The organism is Salsuginibacillus halophilus, assembly GCF_003014715.1.
In the GTDB taxonomy this organism is placed as follows: Bacteria; Bacillota; Bacilli; order Bacillales; family Marinococcaceae; genus Salsuginibacillus; species Salsuginibacillus halophilus.
On the sequence record NZ_PYAV01000005.1, the window covers coordinates 1 to 26,493 of the forward strand.

A 26,493-nucleotide genomic window follows, 5' to 3' on the forward strand; every position below is an offset into this window, starting at 1 on the left:
GCCAGGAGCATCGCTGGGTAGCTACGTGCGGCCGGGATAAGTGCTGAAAGCATCTAAGCATGAAGCCCCCCTCGAGATGAAATTTCCCATCACGTTAAGTGAGTAAGATCCCTCGAAGATGACGAGGTTGATAGGTCGGAAGTGGACGTGTGGTGACACATGGAGCTGACCGATACTAATCGATCGAGGGCTTATCCTATAGACACATTTATGAACCAAGACGCAGATCATTGTGGAAGCAGTTGTCGGTTATCCAGTTTTGAGCGAACGACGCTCAATCAGCTTGGTGATGACGGCGAAGAGGTCACACCCGTTCCCATGCCGAACACGGAAGTTAAGTTCTTCAGCGCCGATGGTAATGAAGGGGCAACCCTTTGTGAGCGTAGGACGTCGCCAAGCAGACCAGCCCTCCGGCTATACAGCCGGAGGGCTTTTTTATATTGTGCTATAGTAGTGAGTAAATGTTGTTTGATCAGCAGAAGGAGGCTTTTCATGGGTCGGTTAATACTTCGAGGTGGACGGATTGTTACAGGTGACGAAGATATCAGTCATGGATATGTTGTGGTAAAAGATGAAAAAATTTCTGCTGTTTATTCAGGCTCTCCTTCTTCAGAGGCTGATGAGATGATTAATCTTACGCCTGGATCAATCGTCATCCCCGGCATGATTGATACACATCTTCACGGAAGCGACGGCTTCGATGTGATGGATGGCACAATTGCAGCTGTACGCAGCATAGCTCGTTCACTTCCGAAAGAAGGAACAACCTCGTTTTTACCGACAACATTAACCGGATCAACTGAATCGTTAGTGCAAGCACTTCATGCCTCAGCAAATGTTTGTGAAGCGCCAGAAAACGGGGAAGCAGAAGCGCTTGGTATTCATTTAGAAGGGCCGTTTATCGAGCCTTTAAAACGGGGGGCACAACCTGAATCAGCAATACAGAAGCCTGATGTTGAATTGTATCAACGATTGAGCGACGCATCAAAACAGTGGATAAAAATAATGACATTAGCTCCTGAGTTGGACAAGGACCAGCAACTATTAAAAGCACTAAATCACGCTGGCGTAACAGTTTCAGCGGGGCATACAAATGCAAACTATCGTGAAATGGCATCACTTTTATCAACATATGTTCATCAAGTAACGCATATGTACAATGCGATGAGCGGTTTGGAACACCGAACACCAGGAGCTGCCGCTGCTGTACTTGCGCATGGAAAAGCTGCTATGGAGATCATACCAGATGGGGTTCATGTTCATTCGGACATGCTTCATTTTACTTGGAAATTGGCAGGTGCAGATCGCTTAATTGCCGTAACAGATGCGATTCGTTTGAAAGGGGTCAATCAAACTTTTGGTGAGCTTGGCGGACAACCTGTGACGCTGGATGGTGGCGGTTGTTATTTAAGTGATGGAACACTTGCCGGTAGTGTGTTGACGATGGACCGAGCATTAAATAATCTTTTAGCGTTTACAGGATGTAGTTTACTTGAAGCAGTAAAGATGACGGCCGTAAATCCGGCTGTGGCAGCTAAAGCAACAAATCGAAAAGGTACAATCACACCTGGAAAAGATGCGGATATTGTAGTTTTAACACAAGACTTAGAAGTTGCGGCTACGTTTGTTCGGGGGGAGCTTGTGTACGAAAAAACACCGTTAAAGTAAAGAAAACAGCAAACAAAGAAGACGCCTGCGGTACCTTACCTGCAGGCGTCTTCGTTTTTAATAAAAAGGTGTGAAAATCAAGGTGCCTTTGATTAAATATCTGGTCCGTGTTTGGTTTCACGCGTATAGATCCCTAAGCTGCCAATCCTGGTAAGTCAGGCGCTCTTAAGTTTTTTGCGAAATGACAAGCTTTCCAATCATGCCTCCACCTTCTAGCTTGGCGTGTGCTTGTTTCAATGTCTCTGCATCCAATGGTGCCCAGTTTTCGGTCATGCTTGTCGTCAGTTTACCTTCATCAACGAATTGAGCAGCCTTTTTAAGAATCTCATGTTGCCTGCTCATTGTCTCGGTTTGAAAGGCTGGGCGGGTGAACATAAACTCCCATGCAAATGTGGCGCTTTTTGCCATCAAGTCTGTTAAGTTTAAAGGTTGTTCCACACCAACGACCGAACAGATTGCGCCTTCCGGAGCGATACAGTTTACAAGGTTATCCCAATGTTCAGCTGTGTCGCTCAAACAGAATATATAAGGGACATCGCTAAAACCGAGTTCTTCAAGTTGAGGCTGAAGCGGATGTTTATGATTAATGATATGGTCGGCCCCGCGCTGAATGCACCAGTCATTCGTCTCTTCACGTGAAGCAGTAGCAATGACAGTGAGCCCTGTCTGCTTCGCTAGCGGGATCGCAACAGAGCCAACCCCCCCGGCGCCGCCAATAATTAAAATGGCTTTACCGGCATCTTTGTCTTCGTGAATACCGAGACGCTCATACATAGCTTCCCAGGCAGTTAATGTTGTTAATGGGAGAGCGGCACTTTCTTCATGGGTTAAAGTATTTGGCTTTTTTGCTACAATGCGTTCGTCTACGAGTTGATACGGTGCATTTGATCCCTGTCTAGTGAAATCGCCGGCATAATAAACTTTATCCCCAGGAGAGAACATGGTTACATCACTACCGACAGATTCAACGACGCCGGAAGCGTCATATCCTAAAATCGCAAATTCGCCGTTGTCTTCTTTACGGTGACCGCGCATTTTTGTATCGACAGGGTTGACTGATACGGCTTCAACACGAACTAGAATATCCCGTCCCTCTGCGTTAGGTTGATCTACGACTTCCTCTACGAGGCTGTTAACCGCTTCAATCGGCTGGCTGCGATAAGTACCAACTGCTTTCATATTATGCTCCTCCTTTAATGATTAATGACATAAATTTGCTATACCCTTCGTTTCCCCTTATGAAAACAAAGGATACTAACTTTAGTTAGGTATATTGTTTTATTTTAATCTAAAACCTAAGAATTACCCTTATTCTTACATTATTAAACATGTTATGATACACCCAATTAAAGTAACAACAAATGGAGGAGGATATTCGTTGGAACAGCGCAGACTCACACGTATGACAATTGGTAAAAAAGTTGCGCTATTTGCATTATGTCTTTTAGTGATCCCGAGTGCAATCATCGGGTGGGCTGGTTATCAAACAGCTTCAAGTGAATTAGATGAATCAGGCGAAGTTATGCTTGAAAACAGTGTGAATCAAGTTCTTCAAATGATTGAATCTTTAGATGAACAAGTTGAAGAAGGAAACATATCACAGGAAGAGGCAGAAGAAGAGGTTAAAGAACATATTCTTGGTGAAATGCGAGAGGATGGCACACGTCCAATTACTGATGAAGTAGATTTAGGTGAGCACGGCTATTTTATTGTTTATGATGAGGAAGGTTTAGAAGTGGCTCACCCTGAGCTTGAAGGTGAAAATGTCTGGGATGTGCAGGATGAAGATGGCCGGTATTTTGTGCAGGATCAAATAGAAATGGCGCAGGCGGGTGGTGGATTTGACTACTACGACTGGGCGCTGCCAGGATATGAAGACGAAGAAAATCCTCCAACAGAAACAAAAATCGCTTATGCAGATTATGATGAAAACTGGGGGTGGATTGTGACCGCAAGTTCGTATATGTCGGATTATAATAGTGGCGCAAATACGTTGTTAACCATTATGGCAGCGACAATTGGAGTGGCACTGCTTTTTGGCGGCGTAGCTGTTTACTTCTTTGCCCGCCATTTATCACGTCCGGTTCGCCAGCTTGAAGCTCACATGGAGCAGGTAGCGACAGGCGATTTAGCAACAGATGGACCGGAAATTAAAAATAAAGATGAGCTGCAGTCTTTCACACAGTCCTTTGATCAAATGACCGATCAATTAAGGGCGCTTGTGGACCGTGTCAAAAGTTACGGTGAACAGCTGGCATCTTCATCAGAAGAGTTGTCTGCAAGTGCAGAAGAAAGTACAAGTGCGATGGAAGAACTCGCTAAAAACTCTGAGCAGTTTGCTGATAAAACGAAAGAAAACGCAGAAGGCATTGAGCAGGTGGCAGGGAAAGTTCATGCGCAAGCGGAAGCTGTAACCACTTCAGCTGAAGAAACAGAAAAAGCACGTGAACTTGCAAAGGAAACACAAGCCCATTCAGAATCAGGGACGGCCAAGCTTCAAGAGGCACAAAGTCAAATGAAGGATTTAACAGACTCCGTCGCTTCAACAGAACAAAAGATTCATCGTTTAAAAGATCGTTCAGGTGAAGTGAGTCAAATTACCGGTTTGATCACAGATATATCGGAGCAGACGAATTTACTCGCTTTAAACGCAGCTATCGAAGCTGCTCGTGCAGGTGAATCAGGTAAAGGTTTTGCAGTCGTTGCGGCTGAAGTGAGAAAGTTGGCCGAGCAGTCTGGTCAGTCTGCGCAAAAAATTCAAGACTTAGTTACAGCCATGCATCGTGATGTTGAAGAGGCTGCAACGGCGATGCAGGCATCAGCTGCAAAAGTAAAAGAAAGCACTGAGCAAAATACGGAAGTGACTGAAAGCTTTGCGACGATTCATAATTATGGCCGCGATGTTCGCGAGGCACTTGATGGAATCTCAAACACGTTACAGAACCTTAGCAGCGATGCAGAAGAAATCACAAACTCTCTGCACACGTTCCAGCAGTCGGTACGGCAGGGCACGGAGCTAAGTGATCAATACTCTGCGACAAGTGAAGAACAGACTGCCTCGATGGAGGATATCTCCAATGCGTCAGAATCTTTAGCAGAGCTTGCGGAAGATATGCAGGAGACATTGAAGCGGTTTAAAACGTGACATCACATAAAAAGCAGCGGAGCATAGAGCTTCGCTGCTTTTTATGGATACGTGTCATAATAAGTGGGTGAAAATTCAATAAAATGTTAAATTTATATAACGAATAATATGGATAATGTTGTAAAATAGAAAGGTAGGTTATTAAATTGCATTTATGAAGGTGGTTAAACATGTTACAACATCGATCACTATTGCTTATGATCAGCTCAATTGCATTACTTTACATACTTGCTTCATGCCAGTCACGGAATGAATTGATTGAGTCGGTTAGCTCTTCTCATTTAGCTGAAGAACATTTGCATGGTGTCACACCTGGTATGGTTATCGAAGAGGTACAAGAGATTAGTAGTCTGGCTGATTTCCGGCCAGGTCCTGATGTGAGTGAGCAACCATCATCGGACGGAAAAGTTTATATTAATGAGCGTTTAACGCTTCACACCCAAGCAGACGATCAACGAATTAAGGAGGTCGTAACGCAAGCGGAGCGCTCAAACCCGGTAGCAAGTAGTGAAGGCATTCATATCGGTGATACTTTTAATGACGTGCGGAAAGTTTATGGTGAAAGTTGCTTTACATATATGCATGATGAGACCAACAGGCGTGAAATCGGATATATCGACAGGGAGCATAAACTTCAACTCTCGTTTTTCGCAACAGATGGTGAGCTTGTTGATAAGATTCGATTGAGAAAATATTCGTAGGACTTTGTTTTCGTCATTTGTACAAGTTCGTTATAATAAAGTAGGATATGTACAAATTTGAAGCAAAGGAGTGGCCGGGATGAATGAGATACAAAGCCAGCGCGTTATAGATTATATCCATCATAAACTCCGAGAGTGGAACGGCCGCTCTGCAATTCGAGCTTGCGAATTACAGGATTTTTTAAATAAAGTTGCAAACGAAGCGGAAGAAATAGACGATGCTGAGTTGCTGCAACGTGTACATGATTACTCAAACACGCTATCAAAACAAGGTGCATCGATATACCCAAGCGAGCAGTGGCGTTCTATAATCAAAGAGCTGCTGCCGCTTGTAGAGGGAGAAACGTTAACGAATATTCCAGCAGAACCTTTGACAGGGGATGCCTTAGAAGCGATCAAACCGGCGAGCGAGACATCATTTATTTTAATTATTAATCACGATGTAGATTACTTAACAGAGAAAAAAGCAATCTTTGAACAAGAAGGCTACCAAGTGGTTGCAGCGGCAACGGCTGAACAAGGTCGAACCTTATTTGATAATGTTCAGCCCTCGCTTGTATTTATAGATCAAGACCTGCCTGGAGAAGATGGATTTCAAGTTTTGCGTTCCCTGCGTTTAGCTGCTGAAAAATTAAACGTTCCTTTAATTATGGTCGCAAATACGTTAACTGAAGAGAATCAAATTGCGGCTTACGAAGCTGGGGCATTTGATATTTTAGCGAAGCGAATATCCTCAAAGCTGCTTCGAACAATCGCTGCAAATCGCCTTGCGCATAAAGAAGCCACTGATCGTGAAGTGCTCGTGGATAGTTTAACCGGTGCGTATAACCGGCGTCACCTTGAAGCTGTGCTTGAGGAACGAGGAAGACTTTTTGCAAGTGACGGCATCCCGTTTACCCTTGCTCTTTTGGATGTTGACCATTTTAAGCCGGTAAATGACCAGTATGGCCACCACATCGGTGATGAAGTGCTGCGCGAACTCGTTCGTATGCTGCGGCAGAAATTCAGGGCGGCTGATGAGGTGTTTCGTTACGGTGGCGAAGAGTTTGCCGTTGTGTTCCCAGGCTTAGCAACCGAGAAAGCTCGCCAGTTCGTTGAAGAAGTTCGTGAAGCGTTTGCAGCTAAAGCTTTTTACGCAAGAGACGGACAAGCGTTTCAAGTCACATTTTCTGCCGGGATTAAAGGTACGTCCGCAGCGCATGATTACCCGGCGTTGCTGCTGGAAAAAGCCGATAAAGCTCTGTATGAAGCAAAAAGGTGTGGTCGGAACAATGTGCGGGTGTATGATCCGGCATCAAATTTTCAACCGCCGGCAACGGTTTTAAATATCCTTGTTGTTGATGATGACCGCTTTATGCGCCGGCTGCTTACCCGCTATTTTGAAACATGGGAGCCGGGGGGTTCGTTTGATGTTAAGTTTCAAACATATGAAAGTGGTGTCGAGCTTTTAAATACATCTTGGTATGAAGCCGGGGAAAAATACGTTATTTTACTTGATGGTGTCATGCCGGTGATCGATGGTTTTCAAGTGCTTGAGGAAGTTCGGTCAAGTCATCCATCAGAAGATATCATTATTATGATGCTGACCGGCCGGCAGCGTGAAGAAGATATTGTACATGCGCTGAAAAGCGGAGCAGATGATTATATGGTGAAGCCTTTCCGTGTAGAAGAAGTGGCTGCCCGTGTGTTCCGTTTGGCAGAGCGTGTATTTGGTTAAGTGAATATAGCGACGCTCTTTGTTTCCTCATGGAATAACAAAGAGCGTTTTTGTTATATCAACAATCACTTTAAAGCATCATTTTCTGCTTTCTTGTCCTTTTTTTGCGGTTTAACGCCACGTACTTGTAAGTGCTCGAACGGTCCAAATCCGGTGGTATGAAAGTGAATCGTCTCTTTTGGGATTAGGTCTTTTTGAATATAACAGGTGATACCATCCTGCTCGAATGCCCGGTAAAAGGTGAAGTCAGGTGGAGGAGAACAAGAGATTGTTACATCCCAGGGTGTATAAGGATCAAGTGTTACGATCCCTCCATTATTCATAATGAAGCTTTTGGCATGGCGGTCAACCTTTAGTGTGCATTTATCAGTCATACAATGCCTCCTTAAAGTAGGTTGCAAGCATTGTATGACGCGGATTGTCCGCTCATGTATTTAAAGTAGCACAAGCATTGCAGATACAGCCCCGAAAATGGTGAAGGCACCGTAATCCAGCTGCTTGTATACGAACTGGCGGCTACGCGTTCGCTTTGCACCAGGCTGATAACCGCGGGCTTCCAACGCATCAGTTAATCGCCCCGCACGCTGCACAGCAGAAGTTAAAAGCGGCAGCATAATCGGGATGTAGCTTTTTAAACGTTTCCAAGGATTTTTTTGTTGAAACGAAACACCTCTTGCTTTTTGAGCCTCCATAATTTTTTCAGCTTCGAGCAGTAAAGTTGGAATAAACCGGAGCGTAAGCGAAGCCATAAATGCGAACTGTTCAATGGGCAGCTTGAACCGCTGCAACGGACTCAGCAGTTGTTCCAAGCCTTGTGTAACTTCAAGAGGCTTGGTTGTTAACGTTAAAATCGAAGCAATTGTAACAAGTAATATGATCCGAACAACCATTTCAACAGCATTTATGATGCCTTCAGGATAAACAGAAAGCCATCCAAAACTGAATAGTGGCGTTGTCCCTGGTGTTACGATGGCGTGTGCAAGCGCGAGAAAGCTTAAGATAATAATCATTGGACGCAGACTGCGCAAAAACGTCTTAAATGGGATCCGTGCAATGTAGAGCATTGCTGCAGTTACGACAGCAGCAGCAGCGTAGCCAAGGGCAGTATCAATCCAGAGGATCGCAAACATTAAAACGAAAATACTAATAAGCTTCGCCCTTGGGTCAAGAAGGTGAATGACAGAGCTTCCTCGGATGTATTGGCCGATTAAAACACTTCCCATACAGCTTCCTCCCTTACCACTTTGCCAATAGCTGCTGCGACGGCTGTTTCACTCAGTCCATCTGCCTCAATGTTTTGCTCGAAATGTTTTTCAAGCTGATGTAAAAGTTGAGCTGTACGCGGCAGATTTAAGTTAGATGCTGCTGCGATGTGGGCTTCATTCATAAATAATTGGTACGGGGTTGTATGCGCAAGCATGTGCCCCTCTTTTAACACAACCATTTCTTCAGCGTACGCTGCAGCTTGGTTCATATCATGTGTAATCCAAATGATCGTAGCTCCGGTTTCTTTCCTCCACGATTCAAGCATATCTAAAAGCTCTATTTGCCCCAATGGATCCAGGCCGGCTGTTGGCTCGTCAAGAATAAGCATCCTCGGCTGGAGCATAAGTACCCCTGCAATCGCAGCTCGTCTTTTTTCGCCGCCGCTTAATTGAAACGGGGCCCTGGAGAGGATTTCCGGGGTCAGACCAACTTGAGTAAGAACTTCGCTTTGTCTTTCTTCGATCCATGTTTTAGAAAAACCGAAAAGTTTCGGGCCAAAGGCAAGGTCTTTTGCTATAGTTGCTTCGAAAAGTTGGTGCTCTGGTTGTTGAAATACAAAGCCAATATCTTGCCGAATCGCTGTCCCCCGGTTGTCTCCCAGCGTCTCACCGCCCCATGTGATGACACCGGTATTTGGTGTTAGCAGCCCTTTTAAAAGCCGGACAAGGGTGGATTTACCTGACCCTGTATGGCCGCATACCGCAAGCCACTTACCATCTTGAATATGCAGATCCAGCGGTGCGAGTGCTTGAGCTGCGGGATCTTCATGTAGTGATTTAAATTGGTAGCTTAAGTTCTCGGTCGTAAGTGGCACAACGCATCTACCAACCTTTCTTCTGAAAAGTAAGTTTCTTGTAACGGGACTTCTTCTGCTTTCAAAGCTTCAAGCATTCGAACATGGAAAGGCGGGACAAGTTCAAGCTCTTGAAGAAATGCTGTGTTGTGCAGCAAGGGAGCAGGTGCCCCATCGTAAGCAAGCTCACCGTGTTGAAACGCAAGCAGCCGCTCCGCGTGCAAAGCCTCTTCCATATCATGTGTCACATTCAACACCGTCGTCCCTTGGTGATGCAGTTGATGCATAAGGGCTTGTACTTCTTCGCGTCCAGTCGGATCGAGCATGGATGTGGCTTCATCAAAAATGAACAAATCCGGTTTCATTGCAAGAACTGAAGCAATCGCCGCTCGTTGCTTCTGCCCGCCGGAGAGTTCAAACGGCTCCTTCATTTCAAAACCTTCGAGGCGCACTGCTTGAAGCACATCTTCTACAATGGCAGGCATGTCCGCCGGGGCGGTCCGCTGATTTTCGAGACTGAATAAAATTTCATCTTCTACGGTTGAAGCGACCATTTGATCTTCTGGATTTTGAAAAACTAGGCCAACCCCGCTTTTACCTGCTTTCACAGGGTTGCCAAAGAGTTGTACAGAACCAGCGTCTGGCTGCAACAGACCGGATAATAGCTTTGTTATAGTTGATTTTCCGCTGCCGTTTCCGCCGACAATGGCAGTAAACTCGCCAGGTTGAATAGAGAAGGTGACATCACGGATTGCCGTCATGCCACCAGGATATTGAAAGCTGACTTGTTGGACGTTAAGCATGCCAATCATCTCCTTGGCTGAGTCTAATCGAACCGGCGGGTGTTTGTAAGTCAACCTTGCCACGTATAACTGTTTCGCCTTCCACCTCGTTGAGCACATAAGTGCAGGTGACACCTTGAGTAGTCTGCTGGATCTTAATAGAAAGCTCTAGATCGCAACCGGTGTATACTGGGGATTGAAAGCTGCAGGAGGATGCCGTCACAAATGGCGGAGGCGTAAATAAGCCGCTAATCTCATTTTCTACAGTTGCGGCAGCGAACATCCCGTGGACGACCACACCTTGAAAACCGGCATCTAGCGCAGCGGCATGATCTGTATGGATGAGGCTGTGATCTCCAGAGATATGTGCATAAGTTTGGACATCCTCCTGTGTAAAGGCTGGTATTATTTTTATAAGTTCAGTTCGGCTGCTCACAACGAAAATTCTCCTAACGATTATAAGGTGCATCATGATAATGTAGAAACGTACTGTAAATCGTAAGCAGCAGCGCCTGAGTCTTTTGGCAGTGTGCCGTTGTGCGTTGCGTAATCCAGGTTTGACCGCGGCGCTCTCTTACTTTATTAAGTTCAACACTGCACGAAAGCTTGAGACCGGCAGTAATTGGTGTATTTACTGTAACTTCTTCTTTTAAATGCAGGATCGTACCACTCATCCCGTTGAACCAAGGCAGGTCAGCCTGCTGCCATATTTTCGAATGAAACCCGGGCGGTGCTAAAATATTATGATACCCGGCGGCCCGGGCTTTTACCACATCTGTATGTACACCGATGTGCCTTGCAGTCACAGCGGCCATTTCAGTAATAACTTTTTGGTTGACATCAAATGTGAATGTTGGAGAAGTCATGCCTTCTTTTAACTTTGTCATTCAGCATCACCGTTTGTCTCAAATGTAAATAAGCCTGCGGTGCCCAGCCCGCCGCCAATGCCAAGTGCAGCAAGCACCTTGTCTCCTGTTTTTCCGCCGCGCTGTAAATCTGCAAGCAGTCGTGTAATTAAAACAGCACCGGAAGCTCCGTACGGATGCCCAAAAGCAATCGCGCCCCCGTGTTGATTGACGACTGCTACAGGAATCTCAAGTTCCTGCAAAGAGGCGAGTACTTGCGATGCAAATGCTTCGTTAAATTCGACACGTGCTAAGTCCTCGGGGTGCCATCCGTTTTGCGCAAACAACTTTTGAACTGCAGGCACAGGTCCAACGCCAAGGAGTTTAGGATCAACGCCGGCTGAAGCAGCGTCCACAAAGGTAAGCCAGGATGTGAATCCCCGTTTTTCAGCTTCTGCTTTGGACATGACCAATGCAGCAGCAGCGCCGTCATTGATCGCGCATGCGTTGCCAGCAGTAACCGTTCCGCCTTCCCGAAAGGCTGGTGGCATGCGTTGAAGCAGCCGCCGGCTTATATTTGGGCGCGGTCCTTCGTCAGTTTCAGCTGAAGTGCCTGGAATTAAAACAAGTTCACTTTCAAACACGCCGTTTTCTTGAGCGGCTGCTGCGCGGTGGTGACTTCTTACCGACCAGCTATCCTGAGCTTCTCGTGAAATTTGGTAAGCTTCGGCGACATTTTCAGCAGCCACGCCCATCTCTGGATCCCCCGTAGATTCTGGTGCAAAAGCTGCCCGACTGTAAAAGTTCGGCGGGGTGTCGTATAAAGAGCCAGGCTTTTCAATCCGCCACGGGGCACGACTTGTACTTTCAAGCCCGCCGGCAAGATAAATTGAGCCGGCACCTGCTTGTACATGCCGCAGCGCTGTAATGACCGCTTCCAGCCCTGAGCCGCACTGCCGGTCAACTGTTACGCCAGGAACATGAGCTGGAAGGCCAGCGGTGAGCACCGTTTTGCGTGCAATGTTACCACCGGGACCGACGGCATTACCTAGCATGACTTCATCAATTTCTTCACCATTGACGCCGGCTTCACGGCAGAGCTTTTGCAGTACTGGTGCGGCCAGATGTTCGGGCTCAATGTGTTTGTATATTCCGCCGGCAAGCCCAATCGGCGTTCGTTTGGCAAGGACGATGACGGCTTCATTCATGAAGAGGCGCCTCCTTAGGTTGAAGTTCGCTTCGTGCGACTTTGCCGCTTGGTGTATAAGGAAGTTCAGTGACTGATTCAAGCTGATGCGGTACTTTGTAGTCGGAAAGGTAGGTGCGGCAGTGCGTTTTTAGCTGCTGCAAGGTTAACGGTTCATCGTGCCACATAACATAAGCGCAAATCCGTTCCCCGCGAAATGAATCTTCAAAGTGTGTAACAACAGCTTCAGTGACTTCCGGTAGAAGTTTAAGTACCGTCTCAACTTCCTCCGGATACACATTTAAACCGCCGCTGACAATCATGTTTTCCGCCCGTCCGGCAATGGTTAAAAACCCTTCATGATTAAGTCGTGCATACTCTGACATTTTCACCCAGCCATCTAAGCACACTTGATTTGTCGCTTCATCATCTCCGTAATATCCGGAAAAAACGAGCGGACTTTTTACATGAAGCCTTCCGGTTTGACCGACAGACAGTTCACTCCCATCATCATCTCTTATTGAGATATGAACGCGTTCAAACGGCCGGCCGACAGTTTCAGGATGTGCTTGGCGACCAGCAGGTGTTAAAAGTGAAACAAAACTTGCTTCTGAAGATCCGTAAAACTCAAAAATATCGGTTTCTGGAAATAGGTGTTCTGCTTGTTGCTTAGAAGCTTCAGTCCATTTTGCTCCGGAGCAGATGATGGCTTTAGGAGCCCGGATGTTTTCACGAGTCCGATCCGCCTTATTCAGAACAGACTGCGTTAAAGTAGGGACGAGAAAAAGGACTGTACTTGCATGTCTTTTTAAAGCGTTAAGAACATTGCCGGGCTGAAACTTTGGCAAAAGCTCCACTGTAGCTCCGAGAATCAAGGCATGAACGAGCGCGTATAAATTCAACGAATGAGAGAGCGGGCCCGGAACAATGATGGTATCTTCACCAGTTAAGCCGAGTTCGGGGTTGGAAACAAAGAAGCTCTCAATCCAAGAACGGTGCGTCCGCATATAACCTTTCGGGTGTCCAGTGGTGCCAGAGGTGAAGCCGATCAGCAATGTTTGGTGCTGATTCGAGAGTAATATCGGGTTGGTTGACTGTTCCGAGATCCAGGTTTGAAAGCTTGCATGATCACCCGTTGTTAAAATTTGTGGGCTTACAGCTGATGTCTCCGGCAATGTGATGTGCCCGGGTTGATCAGTAAGAATAACCGCCGGTTGCGTACGCTGCAGGACATCTTCGGTTTCATGAGGACGCCAAGCAGGGTCCATAATTACAGGGATGCTACCGGCCCGGAGAGCACCAAAAAACATTTGAATCCAGGCGGAGTGATTAGCAGCGTGCAAGGCCGTATGTTGACCAGCTGCTCCGGCAGCAGCTAAGCCGCGGGCTGACTGATTGGCACTGTCATTCAGCTCGGCATATGTGAGCTTCGTTGAGCCTATCACCACTGCCGTTTTATTCGGAGATGTTTGCGCATGGACAGCAAGTTGGTCAGCGATGTTCATCTTCATATCTCCTTGAAGCAACAGTTAGGCCGCCTCTGCTGTTTGATTTTTTGGTTCGTGTTTACGTTCGTTAATCGGGCTTAGGCTTTTTACCTGCATGATAAGAATAGCAGCTGCGGCCGCTTTTAAGGAATCACCGATCAAGAAGCTAGTAGTTCCCAATAAGGTAACTGTCAATGGAACACCGGTAATCCAGGATTGATAAGTAGCACCGATCAGATAAATGAGCAGCATGCCAATAACAACATTAATGAAAAACAATTTAAGTGTCGTTAAGGAATTCCACATACGTTCCACCGCCCATCCGATGAACATTGCGATAATCGGCCAGCTTAAAAAGAATCCGCCGGTCGGTGAAGCGATGACGCCAAGCCCACCACGGCCGCCTGCAAGAAGCGGGGCGCCAGCGGCAACGAGGAGAACGAAGAGACCCATACTGATACCGCCTAATTTCATGCCAAGAAAACCACCGGCAAGCATAACACCGAGGGTTTGTGCGGTGATTGGCACCGGTGTAATTGGTGTAGGAATTGGTGGCATTAAGCCGAGTACAGCAACGAGGGCTGCAAATAAAGCTGCGAGAACCATACCTTTTGTGTTCATATGTAGACCCCTTTCCCTGATTGTAAACTTTTATTTTTTAAGTGTTTACATTGTTAAGATAGAGAATATAAGAGAAAGAGAAAATTGTCAATTTAATTTTGTGAAACCATAAGCTTAACCAATAATAAAGCTCCCACCTATAGGATAGATGGGAGCTTTGCGGCGGACGCTTACACCCCGAGGGCACAAGGGCGACATCGGTTTGACCTACGCTGAGGCTTGATCTCACTGTGTCTTCTTAGCCCCAGGCACGACCTCAACTTTCTCGGCAGAAAGTCACTGCCTGCGGGATTTTCGGCTTGCGCTGTTCCTGGTGGCGTCGCCGCCAATGCTTGGCAGCCTTTCCTTATTTAGATGGCCATGAATTGTAGAAATGTTTTTTTATCAACCGATATCTACATGAATGCATTTCAACACTTGTCATAAGAGGATAAAAACTGAACAATGAACGTAACCAACCCTACCGACGGACGCTTTCCCGAGGTCTTAGCTTCAGCTAGCTTGTTCGATTTAATTTCCAATCGAACAAGTGGATCTTCAACCTGCGCTTTATCCTCTGGGAGTCACCGTCTTTCGTTTCGGTTACTTTTCAATTTACAAATCACAATCATTTCCAATGGATGTGGTTCGTTTTGATCACTCATGAAGCGTCATTATGAAATTCATTCAGGTAAAATTCGAAAATCGTAAGTTCATGCTTTTAAAAAAGGGAAAGTGTTGTTAACCCATCAAGGCGACTGTAACACGGTCATCTTAAAAAGAGAGACCCCTAGCGGATGAATCGTCCCACATTATAACGATTCGTCTTTGTATTTTGTTTTTACGCACAGTTCTCTTAGATACCACTGGGAAGTGCAGCAGTCGAAGACCTCGCAATAAAGCTCCCACCTATAGGATAGATGGGAGCTTTATTGTGAGGTTTCTTGTTCTAAATATGCTAAGATCTCGCGCAAGGCTAATCGCTCGCCCAAGTAAACATATTCTCCTGTTGTATCGATGCTTTCCATGGCTTCGAGAAATTCAAGGCGTGCACTGATATATTCAAGCAGGTCTTGTTGATTCATGGGGCATCGCTCCTTTATATAATCTGTCATGGGCGAAGAATAGGTGCGAGATACTGGTCTATTGAGGGAGACACTCCTACCATTCCCGCAAGTAATCTTTCCTAATCATTTGATTTACAAGGATTTCACTATAGACATAAAGGGTATATGTTGTAAGGTTGCCGCTGTAACTTAGCTGAAAGGTGGGATATAAGTGCCTTATTTTCGTTTTATTATCATCGTATCTTCAAAAACATTAAGTAAAATTTTTCAAATGGCGACAGCGACCTTTTTTGGGCGGATGCCTTCAAAAGATGATTCAAAAATCAGCATGGCCGGACTTTTATCGCTTTATTGGGTGTTTATCGGTGGTTCTGTCATCTTTCCAGAAGCTGCCGATATTTTTATACCATTTCTTCCTGAAGATGAAACCATTATTTTCATCGCGTCTTTATCATTGTTCTTACTCCTTCCGCTAGTCGTTGGTTACATTACGAGCCGGGTAGAAAATCAAAGGCATCGATCGACGTTTGTGCAGATGATGAAAGGCTACCCTTATACGTTTTTAGTCGGATTTCTTGTTATTGGGTTAGTCATCATTGTTCCGATTATTAAATTTCCGCAAATCATAAAGTTAAGATCTTTAAAGCATATGGCTGTGATGGTAAAGAAGGGACAGTATGACGAAGCGCTTAAGGCGGTTAAAGCTACGTTGAATGAATACAATATTGACTTTCATGTGCAAGACCCGCCCGGATATCTTTGGTGGCCATTTGTCATTTTAACGTGGGTGCAGGCAAGTATTTTCAACCGGCAAATGGCGAAACGGATGAAGATATTAAAAGGCGAATTGAACGGAGAGACAGTGGAAATTATTTTACATGCTACTGATTTATCAATTATTGGATCGGAAAAAGAAGTTATGCAGGTGATGGGCATGCTTGCTGAAGGGATTGATGAACATTACTTATATTTCTCTTGGGATGACTCTTCACAAAAAGTTGAGGATCAAATTTATCATTGGCAGCAGCAGCTTGCCGATGGTGAAACGATTCCTGTTGAAGATATAGAGTCTGTGCTGCAGGAGCTAAGAACCCTTCCGCTTTCGATGGACGAATGGAATGCGATCCGCCGGCAGTTGTACAGAGTAGAACGGGATAATTATAAAAACAAATGTGTTGAACCGCTTTAAAGTTAGGTGCGATTGTATTTCATCTAAGCATACCTTGTAAGGTTATTGAGAAATTTGTAACAGAATCACACCAACAATAATAACAAAGATTGAACTTATTTTGCGCTTGGGATCCTGTTTCATTAAAAAAATAGGATCCTAAGCGTTGTTGTTGCAGAAAGAGATGCACCAGAGCAGGTTGCATGAACTACCAAAACCTCAATATATATTCAACGCTGGAGGTTAAAAAGTGGCCGCGGTGAATACCCAAATACCCGGTAGCATGTACTGATATCCTCGGGAAAACTTCGCCAGGATGTTTTCGATTTATAACATTTAAGCATGCCCATGCATTTCAGATAATTGTGTTTGAATGTTCAAAAATTCAATGTTTGTAACGAGCTTATTAAGGTTATAATATTTTGTGAATAATTTCACAAAAACAGAGGGGGATTTTAACATGGATTGGAACAAGACGACACGAGTGGTAGTGATTGGTGCAGGCTTTGTCGGCTCAAGTTACGCTTTTGCGATGCTTAATCAAGGCGTGGCAGATGAAATTGTCTTAATTGATCTTGATCGTGAGCGTGCTGAAGGTGATGCAATGGATTTAAACCATGGTTTACCGTTTACGGAAACGGCGCGCATCTGGCAGGGAGATTATGCAGATTGTGAAAGTGCCGATATTGTTGTAATTACAGCTGGTGCAAATCAAGAGCCTGGCGAAACACGTATGGATCTGGCTGGGAAAAACGCAAAAGTATTTCAATCGATTGTTCAACAGGTGACAGATCATAATTTCGGTGGCTTATTTCTTGTTGCAACGAATCCAGTGGATGTACTTACATATGCTACTTGGAAGTATTCAGGATTTCCGAGTCACCGGGTCATCGGGTCAGGAACAATCTTGGATACAGCACGTTTTCGTTATTTACTTGGCGAGTATTTTAACGTTGATGCACGTAACGTTCATGCTCACATTATGGGAGAACACGGAGATACAGAACTACCTGTCTGGAGCCATGCAGATATTGGTGGTCGTCCGGTCCGGGATTATGTGAACGATAGAGAAAATGCCGACGTGTCTGATTTAGATGATATTTTTGTGAATGTCCGTGATGCAGCGTATCATGTTATTCAACGTAAAGGCGCGACGTATTACGGTATTGCCATGAGCCTTGTCAGGTTGACCCGGGCAATGCTGCGGGATGAAAATGCCGTGTTGACGATTTCAGCTTACCTTGATGGTGAATACGGAGAGCAAGATATTTATACAGGGGTTCCGGCAGTGGTAAATGCAAGCGGTGTACGTGAAGTGATTGAGTTAGACTTAGATGAGACAGAAAAAGAACAGTTCCGGGCTTCAAATGAAGTGATCCGCACGGCCAACCAAACCATCTTTCCTGATGAAGAGTGATTTAAGGGAGCAGATACAGCTAGCATGTGAAATGAAGATGGAGCTGCCGATTAACTGGCAGCTCCATTTGTTTTTACAAAAGGTTAGTGTGATGTAGATAAAGTAAGGCCGATATGTTTTAAGGCTGCTTCCAAGTCACTTTTTATCGGGATGTTCAAGTTCAGGAGTTCTTCGTTTTGCACCTGCTGTTTTGCAACATCAGGCCGCAGTCCAGTAAGAATTGGGTGCACACCCATAACCTGCAACGCGCGAAACAAGTTGAAAATATCGGTCGGGAAAGTTTCATCAAGCAGCATAAGTCCGGATAAATCGACGATAAAATAGCTTGTTTTATATTCTGAACTATAATGCAGCACATTTTGAATAATTTTATCTGTACGTTCTTCATCGACAATCCCTTGAATTGTTAGTGCGGCAACGCCGGAAGTAATCGGGATAATTGGAACGTTTAAAAAGTTCATATTGTATTTCGTTCGATCGAGTTCGATAAGGTAACTTAAAACATCGGCCATGGTCTGCATAAAGCTGATGTCTTCGTCTGTAAAATGTTTTTCTTCTTGGTCGATTGCGGATAACGTACCAAATTGGCTGCCGTCCGTCTCTCGTAATGTTACCCCGAGAAACCCTTTAGGGAGAAGCTCCTTTGTGATATCCAAATGTTTTGCTTGATGATGTTCACTTAAATTCATTGTGCTAAGAAAGTGATTGTCACTGTTGTGAATTAACCTGCAGTAAGACGCATCATATGTACGTTGATATCCGTTCGTGAAAATAGGAACTCCTGGGCTGTATGTGCTTAAAATGGTCATATCTTTAGGCGTGCATTGCGTTACATAAACCGTCTGTACACCTAAGCGTTCAATTAACGAAGAAAAAATACGTTCAGCAGCACTCCGCAAGGTAGAGAACGCTGCAGAGTCAATAAAAGATGTATGTGACAAAATGGATCAGCTCCTTTAACTAAGAGGGGAAATCTACTTAAAAAATCCCTCGTGACTTTATTGTAAGATTTTAAGGTGGTTATGTACAACGAAGAAGTACTTAAGCTTTGTCTTTTTAGCAAATTAGGTATAAAAAAACACGTGAGTTAAATTTAGTATTAAGAGAGTCAAATCCATAATGACTTTTTATGAATGATAAAACGAACAATATACATTGGAAATGATTGCAGCACGCTGGATTCAGATTCAACTTTGAAGCTGTGCTGTGGCCGAACAGTTTTTACATACGAAACCCCTGGATGAGGATTTTTAATTTTTCCACGAACCAGGGGCATTTTTTAGTGTCATTTGTAAGTAGAAAGCTTACTGTAGCTTCACTTGGTATGCTAATCGGTGGTGCTTTTTAAGAGCAAGCATACAAGAGACAATCGCTAAAATCCATGGCAGTCCTTCCACGTTGGTAAAAACGCTATCTGTTAACGGTAAAATAAAAACGTTTAAAATTGCAAGAAGCGCGCTGATGATAGCTGCAGTGCGTACAAAGACGCCGAAAAGCATGACGAGCGCGACAAGCATCTCGGCAATCGGTGTGGCAAACGCAATAGGTTCAGGGAAAGCTGAAGCTGCTAAACTATCGCGGAAACTTGTGATATCGAGCAGTTTTTCCATACTAATCGCAAATAAGAGCACCCCTGCACCAAAGCGCAGCAAAATAAAGAAAATATCTCCAAGCAGTTTAAACATGCTGAATTAACTCCTTTCAACTTATATATGATTACGAACATCTTCTTCATTATAGGTAGAAAGATATAAAAGGCGCAATTAGAAAAGTTTTAAGATTTTTCGACATATACAGGCCTGTGTGGAAAACTGTCATACAATGTAATATTTTTCTTAGTATTATTGAAAACGTTAACAAACATTGCTATGATGTAACCACTTACATAGTCATCAGATGACCTAATGAGTTCAGTGTGATAGGTTTAAAGGAGTGGAATGAATGAGTACGGGTTTGTTGTCTTTGTTAGCGATTGTGCCGATCTTAACTGTGTTATTTTTTCTCGTGCTGTTACGATGGCCGGCGAAAAAAGCGATGCCGGTTGCTTTCCTAGTCACGGTAGGTATTGCGTATTTTGCATGGGGCGTCCCGGTGAATCAGATTGCTGGAGCAAGTATGGAAGGGGTAGCGACAGCGCTTGAGGTTTTATTTATCGTGTTTGGTGCCATTTTATTGTTAAACACTTTGAAAGAAAGTGGCGCGATACATACAATTCGCCAAGGCTTTATGGACATTTCCCCGGACCGGCGTATCCAAGTTATTATTATTTGCTGGTTATTTGGTGCTTTTATCGAAGGGGCTTCAGGCTGGGGAACGCCGGCTGCAATTATCGCCCCACTGCTTGTGGCGATTGGTTTCCCGGCAATGGGTGCAGTAATGACAGCGTTAATCATTCAGTCTGCACCGGTATCATATGGAGCGGTCGGTACACCGATTTTAATTGGGGTTGAGTCCGGGCTTGGAGGATCAGCCGCTGTAGAGCAAGTCGCAGCTTCTCTTGGGATGACAATTGATCAGTACGTTCGTATGATTGGCGGTGAAGTTGCAATTTTCAACGGAATCATAGGACTTTTAATGCCACTGTTTATGGTTACGATGTTAACTTTTTTCTTTGGACCGAACCGTTCAATGAAAGAAGGTCTGGCAGTTTGGAAGTTTGCTTTATTTGCCGGCGTATCCTTTGCGGTGCCGTTCGCGCTTGTAGCGAATCTGCTTGGTCCAGAGTTTCCGGCGATGTTTGGAGGTTTGATTGGTCTTGCTATTGTCGTGCCGGCCGCGAAAAAGGGCTTTCTTGTGCCGAAAAAGACTTGGGATTTCGCACCATCATCTTCATGGGATCCAGCTTGGACTGGCACATTAAATGTCGAGCCTAAACGTAACTTAGCTCCAATGGCACCATTAAAAGCATGGATGCCTTATATTGTCGTTGCCGTACTTTTAGTGCTTACGCGATTACAGACGCTGCCGTTTGGTACCTGGCTGGAATCAGTTGTTATTGAGGTTGAAAACATTTTTGGAAGCGCGATTACTATCGAGAGCACACCGCTCTTTTTACCTGGGTTTATTCTACTGGTTGTTTCTGTCTTGTCATTTCTATTTTATAAAATGGCAGGCGAAGCTTACATGAATGCGTGGAAGGAGTCCGGCCGGACGATTTTAGCAGCGTCTCCGGCGCTTATGTTTGCAGTGCCAATGGTGCAGGTATTTATTAACTCAGATATTAACAGTACCGGATTTGAAAGCATGCCGCTTGTGCTGGCAGAAACAGCATCGAGTGCAGCAGGTGAGCACTGGCCGGCTGTTGCTCCGGTGATTGGTGCGCTTGGTGCATTTGTGGCCGGGAGTAATACCATTAGTAATATGATGTTTTCATTGTTTCAATTTGGCACAGCACAAAATGTTGGAATCACGCCATCAACGACAGTTGCGCTGCAGGCGGCAGGTGGCGCTGCCGGTAATATGATATGTGTGCACAATGTAGTGGCAGCTTCAGCAGCGGCAGGACTGGTCGGCAGAGAAGGTGAGTTAATCCGGAAGCTATTGATCCCAACGGTTTATTATTTAATATTTGCTGGCGGCTTAGGTTATATATTTATTCACGGTTTCGGCATGAATATCGGTGTTGCGATGGTTGGTTTGATTGTTGGTTTGTACTTGTTTGCTGTGTATCACGGACAGCAGCAGCTGAAAGCAGAACAGCAGCTACCCCGTTCTGCATAAGGAGGAAATTGAATGAAAGTATCATTATTTATCACATGTTTAGGTGACACGTTTTTCCCTGAGGTCGGTAAAGATGTTGTGGAGCTGCTTGAGCGGCACGGTTGTGAAATTGATTTTCCTAAAAAGCAGACGTGCTGCGGACAGCCGGCGTTTAACAGCGGGTATCATACAGAGACAAAAAAAGCAGCGAAGCATATGATTGAGACATTTGCGCACGCATCTTACGTCGTAGCCCCGTCTGGTTCTTGTGCGGCGATGTTAAAAGAGTATCCGCACCTGCTGAAAGACGAGCCGAAGTGGCTCGAGCGCGCTGAAGCGCTGGCACATAAAACGTATGAGCTGACACAGTTTTTATACCGCGTGCTAGGTGTCACAAATACAGGTGCTGTTTTAACAAAAAAAGCGACGTATCATATGTCTTGCCACATGACGCGGCTGCTCGGCGAGACTGAAGCACCGTATAAACTGCTTGAAAGTGTGGAGGGTCTTGAACTGAAAGAGCTGCCGAACAAACAAGACTGCTGCGGCTTTGGCGGTACGTTTGCGGTGAAGATGACGTCGATTTCTGAGCAGATGGTTGATGAAAAAGTAGCGCATGTTGAGTCAACAGAAGCTGAAGTGTTGATCGGTGCAGACAGTGGCTGTTTAATGAATATCGGCGGGCGGATTGACCGAACCGGAAAGCCGGTCGAAGTGATGCACATTGCCCAGGTGTTAAACGCAGGTGCTGGAGGTGAAGAGCGTCATGTCGATTAAAATTGGAGCGGAATCATTTGATGAGAGGGTGCAGGAAGGTTTAAGCGATACGCACATGCGCGAAACGGTCCGTGGTGCCCAGGAGCGCCTTCATACGAACAAAGCGAAAGCTGAAGAAGAGCTTGGCGATTGGGAGGACTGGCGTACGCTTTCAGAGGAGATCCGGGCACATACATTGGAAAATCTTGATTATTATTTAGAGCAGCTCGCTGAAAACGTTGTGAAAAACGGTGGTCACGTTTATTTTGCAGAAACACCGGAAGAAGCGAATGCTTATGTGCAAAAGGTTGCTGCAGATAAAGAAGCAAAAAAAGTGATTAAATCAAAATCAATGGTGACAGAAGAGGTCGGTATGAACGAAGCGCTTGAATCCCAAGGGTGTGAAGTGATTGAGTCCGACTTAGGTGAATATATTCTGCAGATTGATGATCACGACCCGCCGTCACACATTGTAGCGCCAGCGCTGCACAAAAATAAAGAACAGATCCGAGAGACGTTTGCTGAACGAAAAGGATACGAAAATTCGGCAGATCCAAATGAACTCACCCAGTTTGCCCGTGAACAGCTGCGCGAAGAGTTTTTAGAAGCAGATATCGGGGTTACAGGTGTAAACTTTGCCGTGGCTGAATCCGGCTCCATGTCCCTTGTAACGAATGAAGGTAACGCCCGGCTTGCAACAACGATTCCAAATACGCAGATTTCTGTGATGGGCATGGAAAGGGTTGTACCGACGTGGGAAGAGCTCGATGTGATGGTGAACATGCTCTGCCGCAGCGCAGTCGGACAGCGGTTGACAAGTTATATTACAGGGCTGACCGGTCCGCGCGAAGCTGAAGATTTAGATGGTCCGGAAGAGTTTCACTTAGTCATTGTAGATAACGGTCGTTCTAACATTTTAGGGACGGCGTTTCAGTCAGCACTGCACTGTATCCGCTGTGCGGCCTGCATTAATGTTTGTCCAGTATACCGGCATGTCGGCGGTCATTCGTATGGCTCAATTTATCCCGGCCCGATCGGGGCGGTACTTACCCCCCTTTTAGAAGGCTATGATGATCATAAAGACTTGCCGTACGCATCAAGCTTGTGCGCTGCCTGCACAGATGCATGTCCGGTGAAGATTCCGCTGCATGGACACTTAATTGAGCACCGTAAAATTATAGCTGAAGAAGAAAAGAAAACATCGATCGGTGAAACGTATGCAATGAAGGGTTTCGGTTTGGCGGCGAGCTCGCCGGGGTTATTTCATATGGCAACGAAAACAGCGCCTTTCATGCTTGCGCCGTTCACAAAAGACGGAGCAATTAACGGCGGTCCCGGACCGATGAGCGGATGGACAGAAATTCGAAGTATGCCTTCGCCTGCAAAAGAACGGTTCCGCGATTGGTTTCAAGCCCGCAAGAAAGGGGACAGCTGAATACATGATGCAAAATAAAGAGAAGTTTTTAAATAACATTGCCTCGAATCTGGGGCGCGAGCGCCGCACAAACGGGGTGGAGCGGCCGAAGTATTCAAAACAGCCACAGTGGGATGTGCTAGCTGATGCTTCGACCGATGATCTAGTCGAAGTGTTAAAGAAGCAGTGCTTAAAGATTCACACAGATGTGAAAGAGACAACCCTAGAAGAACTGCCGGAGGTCCTTGATGAGGTGCTTGCCATGTATGAGGCTGAAAAAGCATCAGTATGGGACGATGATCGGTTTGAACGATTCGGTTTATCATCGTTTATCGCTCGCCCCGGCGTGTCGATCTGGGGAGAGTCCCCGGCAGACGAAGACATCCGCATTAGCGAGCAGGCGGATGTGGGGATTACGTTTGCCGATTACACATTAGCTGAGTCCGGCACCGTTGTTTTGTTAAACGGTGGCGGCAAAGGGCAGTCGGTCAGCCTGTTACCGACATATTATATCGGGTTAATCCCTTTAAGTACGATTGTGCCTCGTATGACACAGGTCACAACGAAAATTCATGAAATGGCACAGGCCGGTGAACGGGTGCCAAGTTGTATTAACTTTATCTCTGGCCCGAGCAATAGTGCCGACATTGAATTGAATCTAGTTGTAGGCGTACACGGGCCGGTACGGGCTTGTTATATTTTGATTGATGATCGTTGATTCGTGGTATAATGCTGGGGAATGATACAAGAAGGAGCCCGAGTTATGACCTTTGAACAGGTGGAATCGCGCAAGATATCTGAAATTGTGCGTGAACGAATTGAACATATGATTCAGCAAGGGGACTTGCAACCAGGGGAGAAGCTGGATTCAGTCGCAAAGCTTGCCGAACAATTTCAAGTAAGTCGTTCTGCGGTACGTGAGGCATTAAGCGCCATGCGGGCGGTTGGCCTTGTGACGATTAAGCAGGGGGAAGGAACTTTCGTTAATCAATACGATTTTTCGCAAATGTTTGATCCGGTCAAAGCAGAGCGAATCATTTCCAAGAAAGAAATGCTTGAGTTGTTTGAGATCCGAAAAATTATGGAAGTCGGAGCTGCTGAACTTGCCGCCGAGAAACGAACTAGTGACCATTTAACGATGTTAAAATCAGCATTAGATGACATGAAAAGAGCCTCGCCTAAAGATAATATCGGCGAGGCTGCAGATGTAGCTTTTCACTTAGCAATTGCTAACGCGGCAGGTAATCAAATCATGATTGATATGATGGATCAACTTTCTGATACACTACGGAAAACAATGTTCGAGTCCCGGCGCATCTGGTTGTTTTCAGAAGAACAGACGCTTGAAAGGCTGTATCAAGAACATTTTAATTTATATGAAGCTATAAAAGCAGGCGAGGCAGACGAAGCGCGCAACGCGATGCTTGAGCACTTATCCAATGTTGAAGCGGCACTTGTAAAAGCATGATGAAAAAAGCCCGTTACGACCTCACCGTAACGGGCTTTTTAAAAAGTTGAATTTAGCAGCTGCCGCCGGCGCCGGGCAGCGCTTTAATATCGATGCCGTGCGGTTCTTCACCGACTTCAATCCGTTCCTCTTCCTCTAAGTCGTCAAGGTTAATGACGCTTACTTCTCCGCTGTCACGCAGGGTGACATAAGCGCGGAACTCTTCGCGGTTGAAAGCAACGTGACGGGCACCAGCCTGGTCTTCAATCGTTTCAATCACTTCGCCGCTTTCCGGGTCAAAGATGTGTACTGTGTCGCTTTCCATACTCGTTACAACACCAGCTTCCCCATCTTCAGTTACAGCGATATCAGTTGCACCTTCATCCACCTCAATCTCTTCAAGAAGCTCGCCGCTTTCGCTGTCAAACTGCTGTACGAGCCCTGCATCGCTTGCAGCGACGAAAACGGTATCTTCAAATGGCTCAACGACCCGCGGTGTTCCTCCGGTTTCAGCTGTTTCCTCAACTTCATTACTTTCAGCGTCTACAATGTGCAGCTCGTCATTTTCGTGATCAGTAACATAAAGCAGGTCACCTTCGAGTGCAACATAATTTGCGCTTGCCCCTTCACCTAAATCAATCTGCTCTGTGACTTCCTCTTCGTTAGCATCAATGATGTCTACGTACCGGTCATTGACAGTAGCAACATAAAGTGTGCTGTTATCTTCAGCAAGGGCCAGTCCGTGCGGGGATGGACCTACTTCAATTTCAGCGGTGGCTTCTAATCCTTGGGTATCAAGAATCACGATCGTGCTGTCGTCTTGATTAGCTACAAATGCTTCACGCATCGTACTTGAGAAAGCAACATTGGTCGGAGTATTTCCTGTTTCAATTGACCCAACAACTTCGCTTGTAGGGATATCAATAATGGAGATTTCATTATCAGCTTCGCTAGGTACATAAAATTGGACGGCGTCTAGTGCACCTGCATCTGTTTCGTTTTCTGAAGCTTCTTCACTTGGGGCTTCGTCTACATCTTGTTCTTCAGACTCTCCGCTCTCCATCGCGCAAGCGTTTAAAAAAACGAAAGAAGAGATGAGTAACATATACTTTTTCATCGGTGGTCCTCCTGTTAGTTTAATTTTGATGTAACAAAAACATAGTGAACGAATAGGATTTATAAACGAATCATCTTATATAATGATTATATGCTTCAAAAAGCGGTTTGAATCCCTTGTTTTCAGTCTTTAATTACATCGTAATTTCTTGATACAACTATACAATAAAAAAAACTCTTTTTAAACCCTTGTATATTCATAGGGATTATAATATTATA

Annotated in this window: 25 protein-coding genes and 2 rRNA genes; 13 read left to right on the forward strand and 14 right to left on the reverse strand. The window is 45.3% G+C overall.

Annotation, left to right across the window (positions count from 1 at the left end; genetic code table 11):
* The 3 genes from B0H94_RS05140 to nagA form a co-directional block, all read left to right on the forward strand.
* Positions 1 to 199: ribosomal RNA gene (locus B0H94_RS05140) — 23S ribosomal RNA — on the forward strand; the annotation flags it as partial.
* 83 nt (positions 200 to 282) lie between these two features.
* Positions 283 to 399 (forward strand): 5S ribosomal RNA (rrf, locus tag B0H94_RS05145).
* 93 nt (positions 400 to 492) lie between these two features.
* Positions 493 to 1,668: an N-acetylglucosamine-6-phosphate deacetylase gene (nagA, locus tag B0H94_RS05150; RefSeq protein WP_106588192.1), complete on the forward strand. Its 1,176-nt coding sequence runs from the start codon at positions 493 to 495 to the stop codon at positions 1,666 to 1,668.
* Between the two features lie 165 nt (positions 1,669 to 1,833).
* On the opposite strand, the gene B0H94_RS05155 is transcribed toward nagA, so the two are convergent.
* A complete protein-coding gene (locus B0H94_RS05155; protein ID WP_106588193.1) occupies positions 1,834 to 2,847 on the reverse strand; it encodes a zinc-binding alcohol dehydrogenase family protein in 1,014 nt (337 codons plus the stop codon).
* 199 nt (positions 2,848 to 3,046) lie between these two features.
* Between B0H94_RS05155 and B0H94_RS05160 the strand changes: the two genes are divergently transcribed.
* The 3 genes from B0H94_RS05160 (at position 3,047) to B0H94_RS05170 (ending at position 7,231) form a co-directional block, all read left to right on the forward strand.
* A complete protein-coding gene (locus B0H94_RS05160) occupies positions 3,047 to 4,813 on the forward strand; it encodes a methyl-accepting chemotaxis protein (RefSeq protein WP_181315273.1) in 1,767 nt (588 codons plus the stop codon).
* 170 nt (positions 4,814 to 4,983) lie between these two features.
* Positions 4,984 to 5,514, forward strand: coding sequence for a hypothetical protein (locus B0H94_RS05165; RefSeq protein WP_106588195.1), 531 nt, complete (start codon positions 4,984 to 4,986; stop codon positions 5,512 to 5,514).
* A 79-nt stretch (positions 5,515 to 5,593) separates the two neighbouring features.
* A complete protein-coding gene (locus tag B0H94_RS05170) occupies positions 5,594 to 7,231 on the forward strand; it encodes a diguanylate cyclase (RefSeq protein ID WP_106588196.1) in 1,638 nt (545 codons plus the stop codon).
* Between the two features lie 65 nt (positions 7,232 to 7,296).
* On the opposite strand, the gene B0H94_RS05175 is transcribed toward B0H94_RS05170, so the two are convergent.
* From B0H94_RS05175 to B0H94_RS15130, 10 genes are all read right to left on the reverse strand, one after another.
* Positions 7,297 to 7,605 carry a phage portal family protein gene (locus B0H94_RS05175; RefSeq protein ID WP_106588197.1) on the reverse strand — a complete coding sequence of 103 codons (309 nt, stop codon included), beginning with the start codon at positions 7,603 to 7,605 and terminating at the stop codon, positions 7,297 to 7,299.
* A 60-nt stretch (positions 7,606 to 7,665) separates the two neighbouring features.
* Complete coding sequence (locus tag B0H94_RS05180; protein WP_106588198.1) at positions 7,666 to 8,454, reverse strand: energy-coupling factor transporter transmembrane component T family protein; 789 nt, start codon at positions 8,452 to 8,454, stop codon at positions 7,666 to 7,668.
* A complete protein-coding gene (locus B0H94_RS05185) occupies positions 8,439 to 9,311 on the reverse strand; it encodes an ATP-binding cassette domain-containing protein (RefSeq protein ID WP_106588199.1) in 873 nt (290 codons plus the stop codon). The genes B0H94_RS05180 and B0H94_RS05185 overlap by 16 nt, the downstream gene beginning before the upstream one ends.
* Entirely contained in the window at positions 9,287 to 10,093 is an 807-nt protein-coding gene (locus B0H94_RS05190; RefSeq protein ID WP_181315274.1) for an ATP-binding cassette domain-containing protein, read from the reverse strand. Before B0H94_RS05190 ends, B0H94_RS05185 begins: the two co-directional genes overlap by 25 nt.
* On the reverse strand, positions 10,086 to 10,508 hold the full coding sequence (locus B0H94_RS05195) for a MaoC/PaaZ C-terminal domain-containing protein (RefSeq protein ID WP_181315275.1): 423 nt from the start codon (positions 10,506 to 10,508) through the stop codon (positions 10,086 to 10,088). Before B0H94_RS05195 ends, B0H94_RS05190 begins: the two co-directional genes overlap by 8 nt.
* A 13-nt stretch (positions 10,509 to 10,521) precedes the next feature.
* Complete coding sequence (locus B0H94_RS05200) at positions 10,522 to 10,959, reverse strand: FAS1-like dehydratase domain-containing protein (RefSeq protein WP_106588202.1); 438 nt, start codon at positions 10,957 to 10,959, stop codon at positions 10,522 to 10,524.
* Positions 10,956 to 12,125, reverse strand: coding sequence for a thiolase family protein (locus B0H94_RS05205; RefSeq protein ID WP_106588203.1), 1,170 nt, complete (start codon positions 12,123 to 12,125; stop codon positions 10,956 to 10,958). The genes B0H94_RS05200 and B0H94_RS05205 overlap by 4 nt, the downstream gene beginning before the upstream one ends.
* Positions 12,118 to 13,608 (reverse strand): AMP-binding protein, encoded by a 1,491-nt coding sequence (locus B0H94_RS05210; protein ID WP_181315276.1) that lies wholly within the window; start codon positions 13,606 to 13,608, stop codon positions 12,118 to 12,120. Before B0H94_RS05210 ends, B0H94_RS05205 begins: the two co-directional genes overlap by 8 nt.
* 24 nt (positions 13,609 to 13,632) lie before the next feature.
* Positions 13,633 to 14,211, reverse strand: a complete 579-nt coding sequence (locus tag B0H94_RS05215) for a biotin transporter BioY (RefSeq protein ID WP_106588205.1) — start codon at positions 14,209 to 14,211, stop codon at positions 13,633 to 13,635.
* A 908-nt stretch (positions 14,212 to 15,119) separates the two neighbouring features.
* Entirely contained in the window at positions 15,120 to 15,275 is a 156-nt protein-coding gene (locus tag B0H94_RS15130) for a hypothetical protein (protein WP_181315277.1), read from the reverse strand.
* A gap of 193 nt (positions 15,276 to 15,468) precedes the next feature.
* Between B0H94_RS15130 and B0H94_RS05220 the strand changes: the two genes are divergently transcribed.
* Positions 15,469 to 16,446 (forward strand): hypothetical protein, encoded by a 978-nt coding sequence (locus B0H94_RS05220; RefSeq protein WP_106588206.1) that lies wholly within the window; start codon positions 15,469 to 15,471, stop codon positions 16,444 to 16,446.
* A 439-nt stretch (positions 16,447 to 16,885) separates the two neighbouring features.
* Positions 16,886 to 17,842, forward strand: a complete 957-nt coding sequence (locus tag B0H94_RS05225; RefSeq protein ID WP_106588207.1) for an L-lactate dehydrogenase — start codon at positions 16,886 to 16,888, stop codon at positions 17,840 to 17,842.
* A gap of 83 nt (positions 17,843 to 17,925) precedes the next feature.
* On the opposite strand, the gene B0H94_RS05230 is transcribed toward B0H94_RS05225, so the two are convergent.
* Positions 17,926 to 18,783: an STAS domain-containing protein gene (locus B0H94_RS05230; protein ID WP_106588208.1), complete on the reverse strand. Its 858-nt coding sequence runs from the start codon at positions 18,781 to 18,783 to the stop codon at positions 17,926 to 17,928.
* Positions 18,784 to 19,146: 363 nt separating this feature from the next.
* Complete coding sequence (locus B0H94_RS05235) at positions 19,147 to 19,527, reverse strand: MauE/DoxX family redox-associated membrane protein (RefSeq protein WP_106588209.1); 381 nt, start codon at positions 19,525 to 19,527, stop codon at positions 19,147 to 19,149.
* Positions 19,528 to 19,783: 256 nt separating this feature from the next.
* Between B0H94_RS05235 and B0H94_RS05240 the strand changes: the two genes are divergently transcribed.
* The 5 genes from B0H94_RS05240 to B0H94_RS05260 are packed head-to-tail and all read left to right on the forward strand — an operon-like array spanning position 19,784 to position 25,179.
* Positions 19,784 to 21,562 carry an L-lactate permease gene (locus tag B0H94_RS05240; RefSeq protein ID WP_106588210.1) on the forward strand — a complete coding sequence of 593 codons (1,779 nt, stop codon included), beginning with the start codon at positions 19,784 to 19,786 and terminating at the stop codon, positions 21,560 to 21,562.
* Between the two features lie 12 nt (positions 21,563 to 21,574).
* Positions 21,575 to 22,318, forward strand: coding sequence for a (Fe-S)-binding protein (locus B0H94_RS05245; RefSeq protein ID WP_106588211.1), 744 nt, complete (start codon positions 21,575 to 21,577; stop codon positions 22,316 to 22,318).
* A complete protein-coding gene (locus B0H94_RS05250) occupies positions 22,308 to 23,732 on the forward strand; it encodes a LutB/LldF family L-lactate oxidation iron-sulfur protein (RefSeq protein WP_106588212.1) in 1,425 nt (474 codons plus the stop codon). The genes B0H94_RS05245 and B0H94_RS05250 overlap by 11 nt, the downstream gene beginning before the upstream one ends.
* A 4-nt stretch (positions 23,733 to 23,736) precedes the next feature.
* Entirely contained in the window at positions 23,737 to 24,429 is a 693-nt protein-coding gene (locus B0H94_RS05255) for a LutC/YkgG family protein (RefSeq protein WP_106588213.1), read from the forward strand.
* Positions 24,430 to 24,474: 45 nt separating this feature from the next.
* Entirely contained in the window at positions 24,475 to 25,179 is a 705-nt protein-coding gene (locus tag B0H94_RS05260) for a FadR/GntR family transcriptional regulator (protein ID WP_106588214.1), read from the forward strand.
* A gap of 52 nt (positions 25,180 to 25,231) precedes the next feature.
* On the opposite strand, the gene B0H94_RS05265 is transcribed toward B0H94_RS05260, so the two are convergent.
* Positions 25,232 to 26,275, reverse strand: a complete 1,044-nt coding sequence (locus B0H94_RS05265; RefSeq protein ID WP_106588215.1) for a YVTN family beta-propeller repeat protein — start codon at positions 26,273 to 26,275, stop codon at positions 25,232 to 25,234.
* Between the last annotated feature and the right edge of the window lie 218 nt (positions 26,276 to 26,493).